Source organism: Actinoplanes octamycinicus, assembly GCF_014205225.1.
In the GTDB taxonomy this organism is placed as follows: domain Bacteria; phylum Actinomycetota; class Actinomycetes; order Mycobacteriales; family Micromonosporaceae; genus Actinoplanes; species Actinoplanes octamycinicus.
The window spans coordinates 4436632-4453681 of the sequence record NZ_JACHNB010000001.1 but is presented as its reverse complement, the minus strand read 5'-3'; the positions used below and the strand labels follow the sequence as shown (position 1 = coordinate 4453681).

Here is a 17050-nt window from a genome sequence, read left to right as displayed (position 1 = left end):
GTCCCCCATGAGCGATGCGCCCAAGCCCGGGCGTCACCGGATGAATGTTCCCTGGCTGAAGCGGCACCGCAAACGCCTGGTCGGCGCTGCTGTCGTGCTGCTCTCGCTCACCCCGCTGGCGTTCATGAACACCGCGGGCGCGGCGGCGGCACTGCCGCCGCAGCCGGGCAACTTCACCGGGTACGGCTTCGACGCCTGCACCGCCCCGTCCAGCGACACCATGGCGACCTGGTTGAAGTCGTCGCCGTACCGGGCGGCCGGCATCTACATCGGCGGGGTCAGCCGGGGTTGCGCCCAGCCGAACCTGACCGCCGACTGGGTCCGCGAGCAGATCAACCGCGGCTGGAAGCTGTTCCCGATCTACGTGGGTCCGCAGGCCACCTGCACCAAGGTCGCCAAGAAAAGCCTGATCAACAACGCCGCCGCGGCGTCCCAGGGCACCGCCGCCGCGACCGACGCGGTCAACCAGGCGCGGGCCCTCGGGCTGTCGCCGCAGAGCGTGCTGATCTACGACATGGAGGCCTACGACAGCAACAACGCCGCCTGCAAGGCCGGCGTGCTGTCCTTCATGAGCGCGTGGAGCGCCCGGCTGCACGACCTCGGCTACCTCTCCGGCTACTACAGCAGCGCCGGATCCGGCATCGCCGACCAGGTCGCGGTCTACAACAAGGCCGGGTACGTCCGCCCCGACTACGTCGACTTCGCCCGCTGGGACAACAAGGTCACGGTCAGCGACCCGGTGATCCCGGCCGGCTACTGGTCGCCGGGCAGGCGGATGAAGCAGTACCAGGGCGGGCACATCGAGACGTACGGTGGCGTGTCGATCAACATCGACACCGACTACCTGGACTTCCGGATCCTGCCCCCGGCGAAGCAGTCGGACTGGACCCGCAACGGCTGGTCCGACGTGGTGGCGCTGACCAAGAGCACCGGCAACCTGTTCACCTACCCGGGCAACGGCTCCTTCATCGCCGAGAACCAGCGCGCGCTGATCGCCGGCAGCAAGGGCGGCATGGACCAGCTGGTCCGGATGGACCTGAACCGGGACGGCCTGCCCGACCTGATCGCCCGCAACCGCAAGTCCGGCGCGGTCTACTTCTACCCGGGCCTGAGCAGCGGGAAGCTCGGCACCCGCAAACAGCTCTACAAGGACCAGCGCAAGCTGCGCGAGTTCACCTCGATCGGCGACTTCAACCGGGACGGTTACCCGGATCTGCTCGCGCAGCAGATCAGCAACGGCAACCTCTACCTCTACCCGGGCAAGAGCGGCGCCAAGTTCGGCACCCGCAAGGCCGTCGCCTACGGCAACTGGAACGACCGCACCGAGTTCGCCGGGATCGGCGACTTCAACCGGGACGGGTACCAGGACCTGGTGGTCAAGGAGATCAAGTCCGGTTACCTGTACCTCTACCGCGGCAAGTCGGGCGGCTTCCAGTCCCGGCTGAAGCTCGGCTCCGCGTCCGGGCTGCGCGACCTGCTCGGCGTCGGCGACTTCGACCGGGACGGCTACAACGACCTGGTCGCGGTCCAGTCCAGCACCGGTTACCTGTTCCTCTACCGGGGCAACCCCAAGGGCCTGTCCGCCGGCGTCCGGATCGCCACCGGCTACAAGGGCCGCTCGCCGCTGCTCTGACCGCTGTCCCGCACGACCGCTGCGATGGCGCCGGGTTCATCCCGGCGCCATCACGCGTTTCCGGTACGCCCTCAGCCCCGCCGAGCGGCCACGATGATCATCCGGTGGTGGCCGGCGTCGAGTGGCTCGCCGTCCTCGCCGATCCCGGTCACCGCGCCGAACCCGGCCGCGGCGCACCAGTCCCGCAGCTCCGGGAAGCCGAACAGTCGCTTCAGGAAGGTCAGCTCGCGCACCCGCCCGTCCCGGATGATCGTCCGCCGCACCCGGAACCGGGCGGTCAGCGGATCGAAGTGGTGCTGGTCGACGAGCTTGTCGCCGTTGTCCCGGGCCACCGTGACCCGGGACGGCGTCCACGAGGTCAGGAACCGGACCAGGTTGTCCAGGTCCATCGCGAGCCGCCCGTCCGGCCGCAGCACCCGGACGATCTCGTCGAGCACCCGCCGGTTCGTGGCGTCGTCGAAGTAGCCGAACGCGGTCGACCAGTTCACCACCCGGTCGAAGCGCCCGGTCCAGCCGGCCGGCAGCTCCCGCATGTCCCCGGCGACGTAGTCGACCGTGACCCCGGCCGCCGCCGCGTCGGCCCGGGCCCGGTCCAGGAACACCTCGGAGAAGTCCAGCCCGGTCACCCGGCAGCCACGCCGGGCCAGGGCGTTGGCCAGCGTGCCGTGCCCGCAGGCCAGGTCCAGCACCCGCATGCCGGGCTCCAGGCCGAGCACCCGCCACAGCAGGTCCTCGGTGGCGGTGCCGCCGAAGGCCGTCGGCACCGCCGGGCCGTGGGTCACCCGGGTGGCGGGGCCGCTCCCCGCCTCACTTCCTTGCCCGCTCCCCGCCTCGCTTCGTTGCCCGCGCCGCGCCTCGTTTTCTCGCGCCGGCGCGAAGAAGTGCAGATAGTCGTCGTCGTACATGGCTGCCGCATCGAAGAGATCCGCTGTCACCCGGTCGACGCTAGGAACCCGGCGGCCACCCGGCAACCTCAGCCGATCAGGGCCTGCTCGATCTGCCGGGTCGTCGCGGCGGCGATCCGCGCGTCGGTCGCCGCGTAGGCGGTGTAGGCGATCAGCGCGCCGGTCAGCGCCCAGCCCCGCCCGCGCACCCAGGTCGCGTCGTCCACCCCGAGCGTCTCCCGGAACGCGGCCCGGCTGCGCGCCGACATCAGCGAGAACGGCATCATCAGGTCGACCGCCGGGTCACCCGCCCCCAGCCCGCCGAAGTCGATCACCGCGCTGACCTCTCCGCCCACGGTCAGCAGGTTCCCGGTGTGGAAGTCGCCGTGGAACCAGACCGGCGGCCGGTCCCAGGCCGGCGCCTCCACCGCCGCCGTCCACAGCCGATCGAGCGCCGCCGCGTCGAAGACGTCCCCGACCCGCTCGATCGCGGCCCGCGTCTCGGCGTCCCGGCCGGCCAGCGACTGACCACCGGACGGCGCGCCGTCCCGCGGCAGCCGCTGCAGCGCGGCGAGGAACTCGGCCAGCCGCACCGCGGTCGGCACCGAGTCGCCGAACGCCTCGACCGTCGCCACCCGGCCGTCCAGCCAGCGGGCCACCGCCCAGCGCCACGGGTAGCCGAGGTCCGGCTCGCCGACCGCCACCGGCTCCGGCACCGCGATCGGCAGGTGCGGGGCCAGCCGGGGCAGCCAGGCCAGCTCCTTGGCGGCCTGCCCGATCGCCCCCTCGTGCCGGGGCAGCCGGACCGCCAGCTCGTCGCCGAGCCGGTGGATCACGTGGTCCGACCCGGCCGGCTCGACCCGCCGCAGCGGCAACCCCGCCCACTCCGGGAACTGCCGGTCCACCAGCGCCCGTACCAACTCGGTAGTGATCACCGTGGCTCCCCCGCTCGATCCTGCGATCATGTCATCGATGAGTAGCTTTCCTGCCCAGGCGGCCCGGGCCGGTAACCCGGATCTGGAGCCGCGGTGGCGGCTGTGGCTGCTGCGCGACTGCGTGCTGCGCTTCGCGCCGTACGGGTTCCACGCCACCTGGCACCACCTGATGCTGAACGCCGGGGTGTCACCGTACGTCGACCACGACCCGGACGCGCTCGGGCGGGCCGTCGAGGAACTGGCCGAGGCGCGGGCGCTCTGGTTCGCCGAGCTGCGGGCCTTCGAGGCGCGCCGCCACCGGGAGAAGGCGGCCGGGCGTCACGAGAGGGACCCGGCCGACCGCTGGCTGCTGGTGCCGCAACTGCTCGCCGGCTGCCCGGACCACGAGAAGCATCCCCGGGAGCGGCTGGGCGTCGTGGTGGGGCGGCTGATCGCCGCCTACCGCACCGGGGACTTCGCCGCGCCCACCTGCCCGGCCTGCGGCACACCCCGGCCGTACGGCACCTGCCCGGAGTGCGGCGTCCTCTCCTGGCGTCCCGGCTTCCGCCGGCTGCCGGACACCAGCACCTTCCCGTGGCGGCTCACCTGGTACCGCCAGTTGCGGACCGGGCGGACGGCCGGCGGCGGCGACGCCCGCGAGTTCCGGGCGGAGTTCACCCCGGGCCACGCCGACCCCCGGTTCGGCACCTTCCAGCTGTACGTCCGCGGCGAGGCCCTCGGCGACGCGACGACGACCGCGCTCCATCCACACGTCGCCGACCTGCGCGAGCTGGCCACCGAGGCGGCGCGTCCGGGCCGCCGGCCCCCGCGGCCGCTGATCCTCGGCGACACCTTCGACTACCTGGAGGTCACCCTGGAGGCCACCGACGACGACCTGATCTTCGAGGTCGGGGTGTGGTCGGGCTGCGGGAACCCGCCGCCGTGGGCGCCGCGCCCCGGGACCCGGAGACGCCTGCCGGTCCGGCGCGCGGAAGTACTCCGGGCCTGGGCCGAGGCGGAGCCCGCCTTCGAGCGTCTGCTGCCCGGAGTCACCCGCAGCTGACCCAGCCCCCGACCGGTCCGCCCTCAACCCGCCCGACCTCACCAGACCCCCCACCTTGACCGGCCCACCCCGACCGAGCCAGCCGACCGGCTCACGTCGGTGGGCTCAGCGGCGGCGGGCGAGATGGGCCGTGAGGTCAGCGGATATCTCGACGGTCTCCGGCAGGACCCGCAGGATGGCGTCGAAGGCCTGCGCGCGCACTTCGGGCGGTAGCTCCAGATAGGCCGAGATCGTGGCGAGGTGGCCGACGTAGTCGGCGGCGGTCATCGTGCGGCGCCGCTCCAATTGGTGCTGCTGGACGTCGGTGAACAGGTCCGAGGCGAGCAGCTCGGTGCCCGGCCACTGCATCGCGTGCTCCGGCGGTGTGCCGTCCGGCGAGGGGAACTCGTCGCTCTCCAGGAAGGGCGCACGGGCCGCGCGGACCGCCCGCTCGACCTCCGGATCGGCCAGCTGGAACGGCCCACCGAACGAGGCGAACACCCCACCCGCCTCCAGCAGCCCGGCCACCCGGGCCCAGCGCCCTCCCGGCCGGGTCCAGTGCAGTGCGGCCGCCGCGTAGACCAGGTCATACCGCTGCCCCGGCCCGATCTCCTCGAAGGCCGCCCGCATGGTCGGAACGTCCAGGTGCCGCCGCAACTCGGCAAGCATCTCCGCGTCCGGCTCGCTCGCGGTCACCCGCACCCCGTGCGCCACGAAGAGCCGAGTCGCCTTCCCGGTCCCCGCCCCGATCTCCAGCGCCGTCCGCAGCGGCCGCCCGGCATAACCCGCGACCAGCTCGAACAGCTCCGCCGGATACCCCGGCCGAAACCGCTCGTAGTTCTGCGCCACCGCCCCGAAACTCAACGCCCGCTCCGTCACGCGACGCATCCTGACACGATCCAAGCCCCAGGTCCGGCCATTTTCCAGTCCCCGCCCACCCAGGGGGGCTCCCCGAAGACAGTGTGGCGCGAGAGCGGGATCTCCGGAGGCGACGTTGTGGACGACGGGCTGATGTGGATAACTCGCCGCCGCGCAGGGGCCACGCCGCAACCGGGAGGCGCGCCGCGCAGCAGGCACCCTGCAACCGGGAGGCGCGCCGCGGCCGAGAGGTTTCCGCGACCTCGCGGGAGACGGTCACGGACGGAAACCGAGCGGGCACGGGCGGCCGCCGCGAACGTACAGCAAATCGGTCCTCGCCTATGGCGAATGGGTCCAGTAAAGCGCGAGATAAACCCCATACGTCGTAGAGATCGCGGTCAGGAACAGCAGGGCCGCGATCACCGTGCGGCGGTGGGCGGCCGCGAGGGCGGCGGCGATCGGCAGCAGCAAGGGGAAGGCGGGCATCAGCAGCCGGCCCTTGGCGTGGAAATAGCCGTCGCCGAAGAAGACCATCGCGATGACCACCAGGGAATAGACGGCCAGCGGCCAGGCTTGGCGGTTCGCGGAGAGGGCGATGAACAGGGCGATCGCGGCCAGCAGCACCAGCGTGCACATCACATAGGCCAGCTGGGACGGTTTCGTGAGCAGATCGCGGGCCATGGACAGGGTGTAGGAACCGTTGTCGTAGCTCATTTTCCAGGCGTCCCTCTGGACGTGGAAATAGCCGTCGGCGCGGCCCAGCCGATGTCCTACCCAGACGATGTATCCGGCGAAGCCGAGCGGCGCGATCGAGCCGGCCGCCCAGGGGCGCCAGCCGTCCTGGCGGCGCAGGACCGCGACGAGCGCGGCGATCCCGACCGCGGCGGCCAGGGCGGCGCCGGTCGGGCGGGTCAGGCCGGCCAGCGCGCAGAGCAGGCCGGCGGTGAGCCAGTGGCGGCGCAGCACGGCGAACAGCGACCAGGCGGCGAGCGCGGTGAACAGCGTCTCGGTGTAACCCATCGACTCGACCAGGCCGTGCGGGACGACCGCCCAGAGCGAGGCGAGCAGCACGCCGGTGCGGCGGCCGCGCAGGTGGGTGCCGACCGCGTAGAGGCCCCAGGCGGCGGCGAGGCCGGCCAGCCAGGCGACGGCGATGCCGGCCGCGTGCGCGTCACCCGGCACGATCGGGTCGGCGAGCGCGATCAGGCCGGGGTAGAGCGGGAAGAACGCCACATTGGTGGTGGCGAGCGAGCCGTCCGGGTGCAGCGGGATGGCCGGGTCGTAGCCCCGGGTGGCGATGCCGGCATACCAGTTGGCGTCGTAGCGTCCGAGAATGAACGCCATCCCGCGGTGCTTCGCGGCGGCGAAGTACCAGAGCGTGACCAGTCCGACGGCCCGCAGCAGCGCATAGCCGGCCAGGGCCGGCCAGGCCGCCCGGAGACCGACCCGACGGTGCGCCGCCGGATAGCTGACCGATGCTGACGGTACGTCGCCGTCCCCGGACCGCGGCGCCGGAATCCAGCTCAGGTCGGCGGTGACCGGCCGTTCCTTGAGTTTCACCACTGACAAGCTGTGCTCCCGCGCGACTCGACCGACGGCCGGGCGAGCCTACCCAGCGCGTCAGCCCTGGTCAGAGAGCTGGTGCGGGATCCTGAACGGGTGACCGAGCCGGGTGGAGCCGATCGGGTCAGGCCGGTTGGTCCGGGAGTGTGAAGATCACCCGGGTTCCGCCACCGTCGTTGTCGGCCACCCGGATCGTGCCGCCGTGCCGGTCGACGATCCGCAGGCAGCTGGACAGGCCGATGCCGTGACCGGAAGCCTTCGTGCCGTCGAGGCGGGTGAACATGTCGAAGACCCGCTGGCGCTGCTCCGGCGGGATGCCCAGGCCGTTGTCGGCAACCGTGATCGCCCAGCACGAGCCCTCGTGCCGGGCGGACACCCGCACCCGGGGCGGCCGGTCCGGATGCCGGTATTTGATCGCGTTGGCGATCAGGTTCTGCAGCAGCTGGCGGGCCAGCACCGGGTCGCAGGAGACGGACGGCAGCGGTCCCTGCGTGGTCACCTCGGCCTCCGCCGACTTGATCTCGGCGCCCAGGTCGGCGACCACGCTGGCGAAGACGTCGCCGAGGTCCGCGGTCATCCACCGCACCGGCGCGCTGCCCGCCCGGGCGTAGCCGAGCAGCGAGCTGATCAGGTCGCGCATCCGGGTCACCGCCCGGGACGCGGCGTCCACCCAGGCCCGCGGCTGCCCCTCCACCTCGTCCTCGAGCAGCTCCAGGTAGCCGCCGACCGCGCCGAGCGGGGCGACCAGGTCGTGGCTGACCGCGCCGGCGAAGTTGGTCAGGTCGGTGTTCGACCGGCGCAGCTCCTCGTTGGCCGCGGCCAGCTCGGACCGGGCCTGCTCGATCACCCGCTGCTGGGCCCGGTCGGTGGTGACGTCGTTCATCGCGATCACCGCGCCGAGCGGGGTGCCGTCCGGCGCGATCAGCGCCCGGCCGTTGACGCTGACGTGCCGTGGATCGCCGTTCCCCGGCCGGATGATTATTTCGACGTGGCTGACCGTGCCCTCGCGCAGCGCCCGGAGCAGCGGGATCCGGTCCGGCGGCAGTGGGGTGACGCCGTCGGAGTCGAACAGCGCGTAGCGGTCGGCGAAGTGGCTCGGGTCCACCGCCGGGTCGGCGTCCAGGCCGTGCCACTCCCGGGCGGCCCGGTTGAACAGGGTGAGCCGGCCGGCCTGGTCGCAGGCGACCACCGCCACGTCGATGGTGTCCAGCAGGGTGTCGGTCCAGCGTTGCCGGGCCTCGGCGATCGCGGCGATCTCGCCGTTCAGCCGGGCCTGCCGGCGGCGCTCGAACAGCGCCACGATCACCTGGGCCAGGTCCTTGAGCCGGGCGATCTGCTCGCCGGTGAGCGTCCCGGGCCGGTCGTGGAAGACGCAGAGCGAGCCCAGCGCGTACCCGTCCGGGGTGATCAGCGGCGCCGACGCGTACAGCCGGACGTTCGCGTAGAGCCCGGTCACCCACGGGTTGACCTGGAAGGTCGGGTCCAGGCTGGCGTCCGGGAGATAGGTGAACTCGCCGGTCTCGAACCGGATGGCGCACATCGAGTCGGAGCGGGCCGAGTCGCCGCCCTCGAAGCCGACCGTGGTGAGCTGGCACTGCCGGTTCTCGTCGATCAGGTTGAGGGTGGCGGTCGGCACCCCGGCCACCGTCGCGGCGACCCGGACGACCGCCTCCAGCTCGTCCCCGGCCGGCGAGTCGAGCAGGCGGTACTCGTGCAGCGCGGCGAGCCGCCGCTGCTCCCGCTCATCCAGACCCGTGACGAGACCCACCTCTTCCCTATCGGCCTTCCGCGGCCGGTCCTGAACGTGCCGCCAGCGCGTCCGCCAGCAGGCCGTCGATCACGTCCCGCATCCGGGCCACCTCGGCCGATCCGGCAGCCGCCGCCTCGAAGCCGTCCATCGCCAGCAGCTCCAGGAAGCCGCCGACCGCGGAGAGCGGGGCGATCAGGTCGTGGCCGACCGCGGCGGCGAAGTTGGTCAGGTCCGCGTTCGAGCGTTCCAGCTCGGCGTTCGCCTCGGCGAGCCGCTCCCGGGCCTGCTCGATCAGCTCCCGCCGGGTGCGCTCGGCGGTGATGTCGATCTGCGCCATCACGGCGCCGGCCGCCTGCCCGTCCGGGCCGCGCAGCGGGCTGGCGTTGACCCGCACGTACACCGGCTCGCCGCCCGGGCGGCGGATCATCAGTTCCCGGCCGCTGACCGTGACACCCTGGCGGACCGCCGCGCGCAGCGGCAGCTCGTTCTCCGGCAGCGGGGTCCGCCCGTCCGGCTCGAACAGCCGGAACCGGCCGGCCTCGTCGACCGGCGCCAGATCGCCGGCCCCGCTCTGCCCGTGCATCTGCCGGGCCGCCCGGTTCCAGAGCGTCACCCGGTAGTTCTCGTCGCAGGCGATCACCGCGGCGTCGACCGTGTCCAGCAGGGTGTCGGTCCACTGCTGCTTGGCCCGCACGGCGGCGGCCAGCTCGGCGGTGACCCGGCCCTGCCGACGCCGTTCGAAGAAGGCGACCACGATCCCGGCCAGGTCGGCGAGCTGGGCCAGCTGGGTGGCGGTCAGCTCGCGCGGCACGGTGTCGAAGACGCAGAGCGTGCCCAGGGCGTGCCCGTCCGGGGTGATCAGCGGGGCCGCGGCGTAGAACCGGATCCGCCCGAGCCGTCCGGTCACCCACGGGTTGTCCCGGTACCGCGGATCCAGCCGGGCGTCCGGGACGTGCGTGACGGCGCCGGACTGGAAGCTGACCGCGCACATCGAGTCGTCCCGGGAGCAGTCGGAGGCCGCCGAGTTGATCGCGGTCAGTTGCACCTGGCGATGTTCGTCGATCAGGTTCAGGCTGGCCGAGGCAACGCCGGCGACCTCGGCCGCGATCCGCAGCACCGCCTGAAGTTCCGGATCCGGCGGGGTGTCCCGCAGGCGGTACTCGTGCAGCGCGGCAAGCCGCTCCTGTTCCACCCTTCCCTGTTCGTCCGTTCCGCCCGGTTGCTGAGGACGTTAAGGTCGGTCAATGGACTTCCGGAAGCCGTTCGTTCTGCCAGTCGAAGCCCACGACCCCGAGCGCCACGACGCGCTCGATCTCTATCTGCCCGACGACATCGCCGCCCCGCGCCCGGCCATCCTCTTCGTGCCGGGTGGCCCGCTGCCCGCCGAGGTCCGGCCCGGGCAGCGCGACTGGCCGATGTTCCGGGGTTACGGCGCGCTCGCGGCGAGCCGCGGGGCGGTGGGCGCGGTGGTCGACCACCACATGGACAGCCCTGATCAGTACGCGGTGGGCGCCGCCCAGGTGGAGGCGGCGCTGGAGAGCCTGCGCAGCGACGAGCGGGTGGACGAGACGCGGCTGGCGCTGTGGTTCTTCTCCGGCGGCAGCCTGCTCGCCGCCGACTGGCTGCGCGAGCCGCCGTCCTGGCTGCGCGCGCTGGCGTTCAACTATCCGCTGCTGGCGCCGTTCCCGGGGTGGCCGGTGGAGCCGCGGTTCGACCCGATCGGGGCGGTGGCGCAGGCCGGCGAGCTGCCGATCGTGCTGACCCGGGTCGGTCAGGAGGACGCCGGGATCGCCGGGACGGTGGAGGCGTTCGTCGAGGCGGCCGGGAAGGCGAACCTGGCGATCGTGGACGTGCCGGGCGGGCATCACTCGTTCGACGTGGTGGACCACACCGAGGAGTCGCGGGCGGCGGTCGTGCGGGCGATGGATCTGGTCTTCGCGACGCTGGCGTGACGGGGCCGGCTGCCGCCCGGGGTCGTGGGCGGCAGCCGCTCCCTCGGGCTAGTCGCCGGTGAGGTCGATCATTTCGGCCTGGAAGTCGCTTTCGACGCCGGTTTCGTCGGGCGTTTCGCCTTCCTCGGAGTAGGTGTCGCTGAGGTCGGTCCCCTGCTCGGCTGTCTTCTCCCAGGTGCCCGCGTCGTCGCTGCTCGACGCGTCTTCCCAGCCCGTCTTGTCTTCCGAGTTCCTTTCGCCGGTCCTGCTTCCGGCGTCTTCCCGGCTCGCCTTTCCGGTCCGGCTTCCGGTGTCTTCCCAGCTCGCCGTGTCTCCCGGGCTCGCCGCTCCGCTGCGGTCTGCCGAGTGCCTCTGATCCGCCGTGTGCCTCTGACCTGCCGCGTCCCTCTGACCTGCCGCGTGCCTCTGGCTTGCCGCGTCCCTCTGGCTTGCCGCGTGCCTCTGGCTTGCCGCGTGCCTCTGGTTCGCCTTGCGGCCGAAGCCGAAGCCGAAGTCGGTCAGGTCGTCGAGGTCGTCGAGGTCGTTCCACTCGTCGAAGCCCTGGTCCCAGCGGTCCCCGCCGTTCCAGTCGCCCTCGTCGTCGCCGAACGGGAACGCGTCATCGTTGATCCGGGCCAGCACGTGGTCGCGGCGGTGCCAGCGGGCGTAGGGGTCCGACCGCGGCAGGGCGATCGGCATGCCGGCGTGGGTGAGCAGGTAGATCTGCGAGTCCAGGTCCCCGCGGTCGGTGTCGAAGCACAGCCGCGAGTTGTCCAGCCAGCCGTGGCTCAGGGTCACGTCGGTGATCCCGCCGTGGAACGTGTCGCAGTTCCGGTTCGCCGAGATCGGGGCGTCCAGGTCGCGGACCCAGGCCGGGCGCTGCCGGGTCGGGCGGTGCACGGTGGCCGGGCGTTTGACCTGCGCGGGTTTCCGGATCGGGCGGGTCTGGGTGTGGGTCTGGACCGCCGGTTGCTGGCCGGCGGCCGGGCGGTCGGCCGGGTCGGCGACGAAGGGCGGCTCGCCGGGCGGCGGGTTGTGGGCCACGATCGGCTGGGCGACGGTGGGCGGCTGCCCGCCGCCGGCCTGGGCCGGGGGCGGTCCGGGCTGGTCCGTCCCGGTGGCGCCGTGGCCGGTTCCCTGCGTGCCGCCCGCACCGGTCGTGCCCTGGCCCGCGGTGCTCTGTCCGGCGCCCGGGCCGGTCTGGCCGGCTCCCTGATCGGTCGCGCCCGGACCGGTGCCCTGGCCGGATCCCTGGCCCGGCGCGCCTTGGCCGGTGGCCTGGCCGGCTGTTCCCGCGCCGGGCGTCACCGCACCGGCCGCTCCCCCGCCGGCCGCTCCCGCGCCGGCCGTTGCCGGACCCGCGGGATTCGTTCCACCAGCACCGCCAGCAATGGGCACTTCGACAGCGTGGTGACCGCCGAGCCCGGGCCCACCGACACCGGGACCCGCCGGCATCAGCATGCGCGGGTTGTCGACCACCGCCCCGCCGACCCCGAGACCCTTGCGGTCCGTCCCGGGAGTGGCGACCACCGTACCGGCCGGGCCCAGCGCCCGGGTTCCACCGGAGTTCGTCGCGGACGGGCCGTCGCCGGCCGCCGTACCGATGCCGCCGCCATCGGCCGTGCCGTTCCCGCCACCGCTGGTCGCGTCGGTCTGGTCCTGATCGGTGGTGTCCGGCACCTCGGCGCCGCCGCCGTCCGCGATGTCCGGCTGGGCCGGCTCCAGCGGCTCCCAGCTCGCGCCGGGCGGCGCCAGCTCACCCGCGAACGGCTTCTCGTCGTCCCCGGTGCACCCGGCGACGGTCATCAACAGCGCCGCACCCAGCGCGGCCCCGATCCGGCGCGGGTTCAAGTCGGTGCTCTGCATGTGTGGTCCACTCCCCCTCCGTGGACGCCATGATCAGCATCCGGGCGGGTTCACTATCCACCGTCCAGCCCCGACAGTGCGGGCGTTAGATCTTCGACACACCCACCCGAGCGTTCCTTCCCACCCCGCGGGTGACCAGCCGAAATGCCCCGCTCCCCGACTCGTTTACCGGCCAGCCCGGCCGGGCGGCGGTCAGCGGTGCCAGCGCAACGGGCCGGGGTGGACGCTCCACCACGCCTTGCGCCACCAGGAGCGGCGTTCGCGGAGCGCGGCGGCGTACGCCAAAGCCTGTGCCCCGGCGCGGTCCGCCTGCCCGGTGTCGGCCGCGCCCGGCGCGAAACCGACCGTGTTCAGCGCGCCGACCAGTTCGTCCAGCGGCGGCAGCGGGCCACCGTCGCCGGGCCGATCCCCGGTCGCCTCCGGCGCACCGTCCAGAACGGCGACCGAACCCGGCGCACCGGACGGCGAGCCGGCCGCGGCGGAGTCCGCCGGGGGGACCGCACGCCGCAGCAGCCCACCGCGCCGGGGCGCGGGCGGCTCCGCCGCGTAGCGGGCCATCTCGGTCGCCGACAGGTGGTCCGGCACCGGCTGCCCGGCCAGCCGCAACGCGTCGGTGAACTCCAGCCACGCCCCGGTGATCCGCTCGTCCGGGCTGCCGTCATACAGCCGACGGCGTCGCTGCGCCTGCCGCAGCCGCGCCACCACCAGCGCCCCGATCCCGAGCAGCACCAGCAGCGAACCGGAGGTCCCGCCGGCCACCACCCCGGCCGGCACGCCACCGTCCTTTTCGGCCGGTGCGGCCGCGGCCGGCACCGACGGCGCCGCCGAGGTCGAGGGCGTGGCCGTCTCGGGCGGCGTGGTGGGCGGCGTGGTCGGTTTCGGGGAGAAGTCCTGCTCGACCGGCGTCGGATCGTCGGTCGTCGGCATCGGGTCGAACGCCACCCAGCCCAGTCCGTCGAAGAGCACTTCCGGCCAGGCGACCGCGTTCCCCCCGGTCACCTCGCCGCCCTTGGCCGGCGCCTCGAACCCCACCACCACCCGGCTGGGCAGCCCGGTCAGCCGGGCGAGCAGCGCGAACGACGCGGCGAACTGCTCCGACGTGCCCTCCTGGCCGCCCTGGCCGCGCGGCCCGAAGAGGAAGTACTGCAGGTTCAGGTAGGCGTGCCCGCTGGGCGCCTCCGGGGTCTCCCGGTAGTGCTCGGCGAGGAACTGCTCGATCGCCACGGCCCGGTCGTAGGAGCCGCCGTTGCCGTCGGCGAGGTGCTCGGCGAGCCGCTGGATGGGCTCCGGCACGTTGGAGCCGAGCGCCAGGTAGCGGACCACCGCGTCACCGGCCGGCGACTGGGCGGTGGGCAGCATGTTCAGGTCGGGCGACTGCACCCGGGAGGTGACCGTGTAGGTCAGGCCGCTGCTCAGTCCCTCCGGCCGGATCAGGGTGCCGGTGCTCGCGTCGTAGGCGACCCGGGCGCCGGACACCTCGGCCGGTGTGGCCACGGCGGGCAGCAGCCGCCCGGTCAGGCCGGACACGGTGATCCGCTGGCGTACCTCCGCCGTCTCCGCGCCGGAGAGCGCGGCCTGGTCCGGCAGCACCCGCCCGGCGTTGCGGTAGACGCCGCCGACCTTCCAGGTCACGCCGTCGTAGTCGGAGAGCACCGCGAGCCGCACCTTGACGGTCGGCGCCTTGCCGGTCGGCGCGGTCTCCGGCTGGTAGGCGAAGAGCTGCTGTTTCGGCGCGAGCATCCAGCCGGAGATCCGGTTCAGCGGGCTCTCGTCGAGGCTGTCCACCTGCGGCGGCTCGACGTATTTACGCGGGTCGACCGGGTCGGCGCCGACCTGGCCGCTGATCCACGGGCCGACCACCGCCCCGAGGGCCAGCACCGCGACCAATCCGCCCGCCGCGCCAGCCAGTGATCGTGCCCGGATTTTCGCGGACATCTTCTGGTACGCCTGGTCGGGCTGCCGAGCGGAAACCGCCAGCGCCACCACCACCAGCGCGGCGAACCCGAGTGTCGGTCCGACTGCCGCCCCCGCGTTCGGCCCCACCACGTAGAGCGCACCCACGTAGAGCAGCACCGGGGTCAGCGACCCGAGCAGCACCCGCCGGGCCCGCACGCCGACCTCGGCCGCCGCCAGCCCGGCCAGCCAGGTGGCCACCACCGGCACCACCACGGTGTCCGGTGTGGACTCCACCGGGATCATCGCGGTCAGCAGCCGCGGGATGCCGTTGACCAGCGCCTCCCGGACCATCGCCGGGAACGGCGTGGTCATCCCGGCGTGCCCGGCGGCCAGTTTCAGCGCGAGCGCGGTGTAGCCGGCCAGCAGCACCGCGGAGACCGGCGCGGCGCTCCACGACGGCAGCCGCCTGGTCGCCAGCCCGGCCCCGATCGAGCCGACAGCGGCCCCGGCGACCAGCCGGAACAGCAGGTCGTCGGCGTAGATCCGGCCGAGCACCACGCCGGACAGCGCCAGCATGCCGATCAGCGCCACCGGGACCACGGCCGCGCGGAGCAGTCTCACCATCCGCGCACCCCGTCCCACGCGGCGGCGAACTCGGTCCCGTCCGCGGCCTCGATGACGATCAACCGGTCGCCGGCCACCGGCGCGGCGTCCCGGTCGCCGAACAGCCCGGCCAGCACCACCGGGTACGTCCCGCGCAGCGAGCTGACCGTGGCCAGGTCGGCGCGCCCACCCGGCCCGGTGAGGAAGACCAGGGTGTCGCCGAGCCGCTGCGCCCGCAGCCGCCGCAGCGTCGCGTCCAGGTCGCCGGGCCGCGGGACCACCTCGGTGAGCACGTCCAGGTACGGCCCGGTCGCCACCGACGTCACCAGGTGCAGCCCGACCGGCAGGTCCTCGCGCACCGCCGCCGCGACGATCGACGCCGCCGCCTCGCACGCCGACTCGAACGCCTCCGGGTCCGGATAGGCGGTGTCCCGGTCGTCGAGCAGCACCACGATCGTCGGCTCCGAGGTGTCCAGCTGCTCCCGGACCATCAGCTCGCCCACCTTGGCCGAGCTGCGCCAGTGCACCCGCCGCAGCTCGTCGCCGACCACGTACTCGCGCAGCGCGTCGAAGGTGATCGTGCCGTGCGGCACCTTGTCGATCCGGCCGTCCAGGCTGCGCGCCATCCCGGCCGGGTTGGCCCGCAGCAGGTGGATCCGCGGGTGCACCCAGACCTGGGCCACCTCGCCGTACGTCCGGGCCAGGGTGACCAGGCCGAGCGGGTCGCCCCGGGTGACCCGGAGCGGGCCGATCGGGACGACGCCGCGGCGGCTGGTCGGCACCGGGTACTCGACCGTGGTGTCGTTGCCGGGCCGCAGCCGCAGCAGCGGGACCGGGACGGTCGTGCTGCCGCACCGGTCGGTGGCGATCAGGCTGGCCGCGCGGAGCCGGCTGGTGTTGCTGACGGTGAGCCGCATCTGGGCCGGCTCGCCGCGGGCCACCCGATCCGGCTCGGCGACGCGCTGCACGCCCAGCCGCGGCCGCCAGAAGGCGAAGGCCAGCGCGCACCCGGCCGCGACCAGGGCGGCCGCGCCGAGCAGGGCGAGATCCGGGTAGCCGAAGGTGAAGCCGGCGGCGAGCAGGGCGACCGCGGCGACCAGCAGGCCGATGCCGCGAGCGGTCACGTGCCGGCCGGCAGCGGGACCGGCACCGCGCCGATCGCGTCGGCCAGCACCTCGGCGGCCGTGACGCCGCGCAGCTGGGCGTCCGGGGACAGCAGCACGCGGTGCGCGAAGACCGGCTCGACCAGCGCTTTCAGGTCCTCCGGGAGGACGTAGCCGCGGCCGTTGATCAGCGCGTAGGCGCACGCCGCGCGGGTCAGCGCGATCACGCCGCGGGGGCTGACCCCGACCCGGACCTGCGGGTGGTTGCGGGTCGCGGCGGCGAGGCGGACCGCGTACGCGTAGAGCGGGTCGGCGACGTGGACCTGGAGCGCCATCTTGACCATCTCGCCGATCGTGGCGGTGTCGGTGACCGGCTCCAGCGTGTCCGGCGAGCGACCGGCGGCGCCGCGCAGCACCTCGATCTCGACCTCCTCGTCGGGATAGCCGACCGACAGCTTGACCAGGAAGCGGTCCAGCTGCGCCTCGGGCAGGCGGTAGGTGCCGTCCATCTCGACCGGGTTCTGCGTGGCGACCACCAGGAACGGCTGCGGCACCGGGTGCGGCACGCCGTCGACGGTGACCCGGCGCTCCTCCATCACCTCGAGCAGCGCCGACTGGGTTTTCGGCGAGGCCCGGTTGATCTCGTCGGCGATCACGATGTTGGCGAACACCGGGCCGGGGTGGAACTCGAACGCCCGGCTGCCCTGATTGAAGATCGTGACGCCGGAGACGTCCGAGGGCAGCAGGTCCGGGGTGAACTGGATCCGCCGCCACTGCCCGCGGATGGACGCCGCCAGCGCCCGGGCCAGCGTGGTCTTGCCGACCCCGGGGACATCCTCGAGCAGCACGTGGCCCTGGGCGAAGAGCGCGGTCAGGGCCAGCCGGACCACCTCCGGCTTGCCCAGCACGACCGAGCCGATCCGATCGGCGAGCTGGCCGGCCACCTGGGCGAAGCCGGTGACGTACGACGGTGGCAGCGGTTCCGGGGTCACAGTTCGATCCTCATC

Annotated in this window: 13 protein-coding genes; 3 read left to right on the top strand and 10 right to left on the bottom strand. The window is 73.4% G+C overall.

Features of this window, described 5'->3' with window-relative positions; translation table 11 throughout:
- Window positions 1-40: 40 nt before the first annotated feature.
- Window positions 41-1633 carry a glycoside hydrolase domain-containing protein gene (locus BJY16_RS19495; protein ID WP_239177554.1) on the top strand — a complete coding sequence of 531 codons (1593 nt, stop codon included), beginning with the start codon at window positions 41-43 and terminating at the stop codon, window positions 1631-1633.
- A 71-nt stretch (window positions 1634-1704) separates the two neighbouring features.
- On the opposite strand, the gene BJY16_RS19490 is transcribed toward BJY16_RS19495, so the two are convergent.
- The gene (locus tag BJY16_RS19490; RefSeq protein WP_185040980.1) at window positions 1705-2568 is read right to left on the bottom strand and encodes a class I SAM-dependent methyltransferase; all 864 of its coding nucleotides are present in this window, start codon (window positions 2566-2568) and stop codon (window positions 1705-1707) included.
- 38 nt (window positions 2569-2606) lie between these two features.
- On the bottom strand, window positions 2607-3452 hold the full coding sequence (locus BJY16_RS19485; protein ID WP_239177553.1) for an aminoglycoside phosphotransferase family protein: 846 nt from the start codon (window positions 3450-3452) through the stop codon (window positions 2607-2609).
- A gap of 37 nt (window positions 3453-3489) precedes the next feature.
- On the opposite strand from BJY16_RS19485, the gene BJY16_RS19480 reads away from it, so the two are divergent.
- Window positions 3490-4494: a hypothetical protein gene (locus BJY16_RS19480; protein ID WP_185040976.1), complete on the top strand. Its 1005-nt coding sequence runs from the start codon at window positions 3490-3492 to the stop codon at window positions 4492-4494.
- 105 nt (window positions 4495-4599) lie between these two features.
- Here the strand turns inward: BJY16_RS19480 and BJY16_RS19475 are convergent, their stop codons facing one another.
- From BJY16_RS19475 to BJY16_RS19460, 4 genes are all read right to left on the bottom strand, one after another.
- Window positions 4600-5361 (bottom strand): class I SAM-dependent methyltransferase, encoded by a 762-nt coding sequence (locus BJY16_RS19475; RefSeq protein ID WP_185040974.1) that lies wholly within the window; start codon window positions 5359-5361, stop codon window positions 4600-4602.
- 309 nt (window positions 5362-5670) lie between these two features.
- Entirely contained in the window at window positions 5671-6891 is a 1221-nt protein-coding gene (locus BJY16_RS19470; RefSeq protein ID WP_185040972.1) for a putative hexosyltransferase, read from the bottom strand.
- A 127-nt stretch (window positions 6892-7018) separates the two neighbouring features.
- Entirely contained in the window at window positions 7019-8662 is a 1644-nt protein-coding gene (locus tag BJY16_RS19465; RefSeq protein WP_239177552.1) for a sensor histidine kinase, read from the bottom strand.
- A 7-nt stretch (window positions 8663-8669) separates the two neighbouring features.
- Window positions 8670-9836, bottom strand: coding sequence for a sensor histidine kinase (locus BJY16_RS19460; protein WP_185040970.1), 1167 nt, complete (start codon window positions 9834-9836; stop codon window positions 8670-8672).
- A 52-nt stretch (window positions 9837-9888) separates the two neighbouring features.
- On the opposite strand from BJY16_RS19460, the gene BJY16_RS19455 reads away from it, so the two are divergent.
- Window positions 9889-10596 carry an alpha/beta hydrolase gene (locus BJY16_RS19455; protein WP_185040964.1) on the top strand — a complete coding sequence of 236 codons (708 nt, stop codon included), beginning with the start codon at window positions 9889-9891 and terminating at the stop codon, window positions 10594-10596.
- A 48-nt stretch (window positions 10597-10644) separates the two neighbouring features.
- Here the strand turns inward: BJY16_RS19455 and BJY16_RS19450 are convergent, their stop codons facing one another.
- From BJY16_RS19450 to BJY16_RS19435, 4 genes are all read right to left on the bottom strand, one after another.
- Window positions 10645-12441 carry a hypothetical protein gene (locus BJY16_RS19450; protein ID WP_185040962.1) on the bottom strand — a complete coding sequence of 599 codons (1797 nt, stop codon included), beginning with the start codon at window positions 12439-12441 and terminating at the stop codon, window positions 10645-10647.
- 192 nt (window positions 12442-12633) lie between these two features.
- Window positions 12634-14961 (bottom strand): transglutaminase TgpA family protein, encoded by a 2328-nt coding sequence (locus BJY16_RS19445; protein ID WP_185040960.1) that lies wholly within the window; start codon window positions 14959-14961, stop codon window positions 12634-12636.
- Window positions 14955-16064: a DUF58 domain-containing protein gene (locus tag BJY16_RS19440; protein WP_185040958.1), complete on the bottom strand. Its 1110-nt coding sequence runs from the start codon at window positions 16062-16064 to the stop codon at window positions 14955-14957. Before BJY16_RS19440 ends, BJY16_RS19445 begins: the two co-directional genes overlap by 7 nt.
- Window positions 16061-17035, bottom strand: coding sequence for an AAA family ATPase (locus BJY16_RS19435; protein ID WP_185040956.1), 975 nt, complete (start codon window positions 17033-17035; stop codon window positions 16061-16063). Before BJY16_RS19435 ends, BJY16_RS19440 begins: the two co-directional genes overlap by 4 nt.
- Window positions 17036-17050 lie beyond the last annotated feature (15 nt).

What these genes read in the sequence shown, in the direction of transcription:
- BJY16_RS19495 (WP_239177554.1), top strand. Translation starts at nt 41, where the DNA reads ATGAATGTTCCCTGGCTGAAGCGGCACCGCAAACGCCTGGTCGGCGCT.
- BJY16_RS19480 (WP_185040976.1), top strand. Translation starts at nt 3,490, where the DNA reads ATGAGTAGCTTTCCTGCCCAGGCGGCCCGGGCCGGTAACCCGGATCTG.
- BJY16_RS19475 (WP_185040974.1), bottom strand. Translation starts at nt 5,361, where the DNA reads ATGCGTCGCGTGACGGAGCGGGCGTTGAGTTTCGGGGCGGTGGCGCAG.
- BJY16_RS19455 (WP_185040964.1), top strand. Translation starts at nt 9,889, where the DNA reads ATGGACTTCCGGAAGCCGTTCGTTCTGCCAGTCGAAGCCCACGACCCC.
- BJY16_RS19450 (WP_185040962.1), bottom strand. Translation starts at nt 12,441, where the DNA reads ATGCAGAGCACCGACTTGAACCCGCGCCGGATCGGGGCCGCGCTGGGT.
- BJY16_RS19445 (WP_185040960.1), bottom strand. Translation starts at nt 14,961, where the DNA reads ATGGTGAGACTGCTCCGCGCGGCCGTGGTCCCGGTGGCGCTGATCGGC.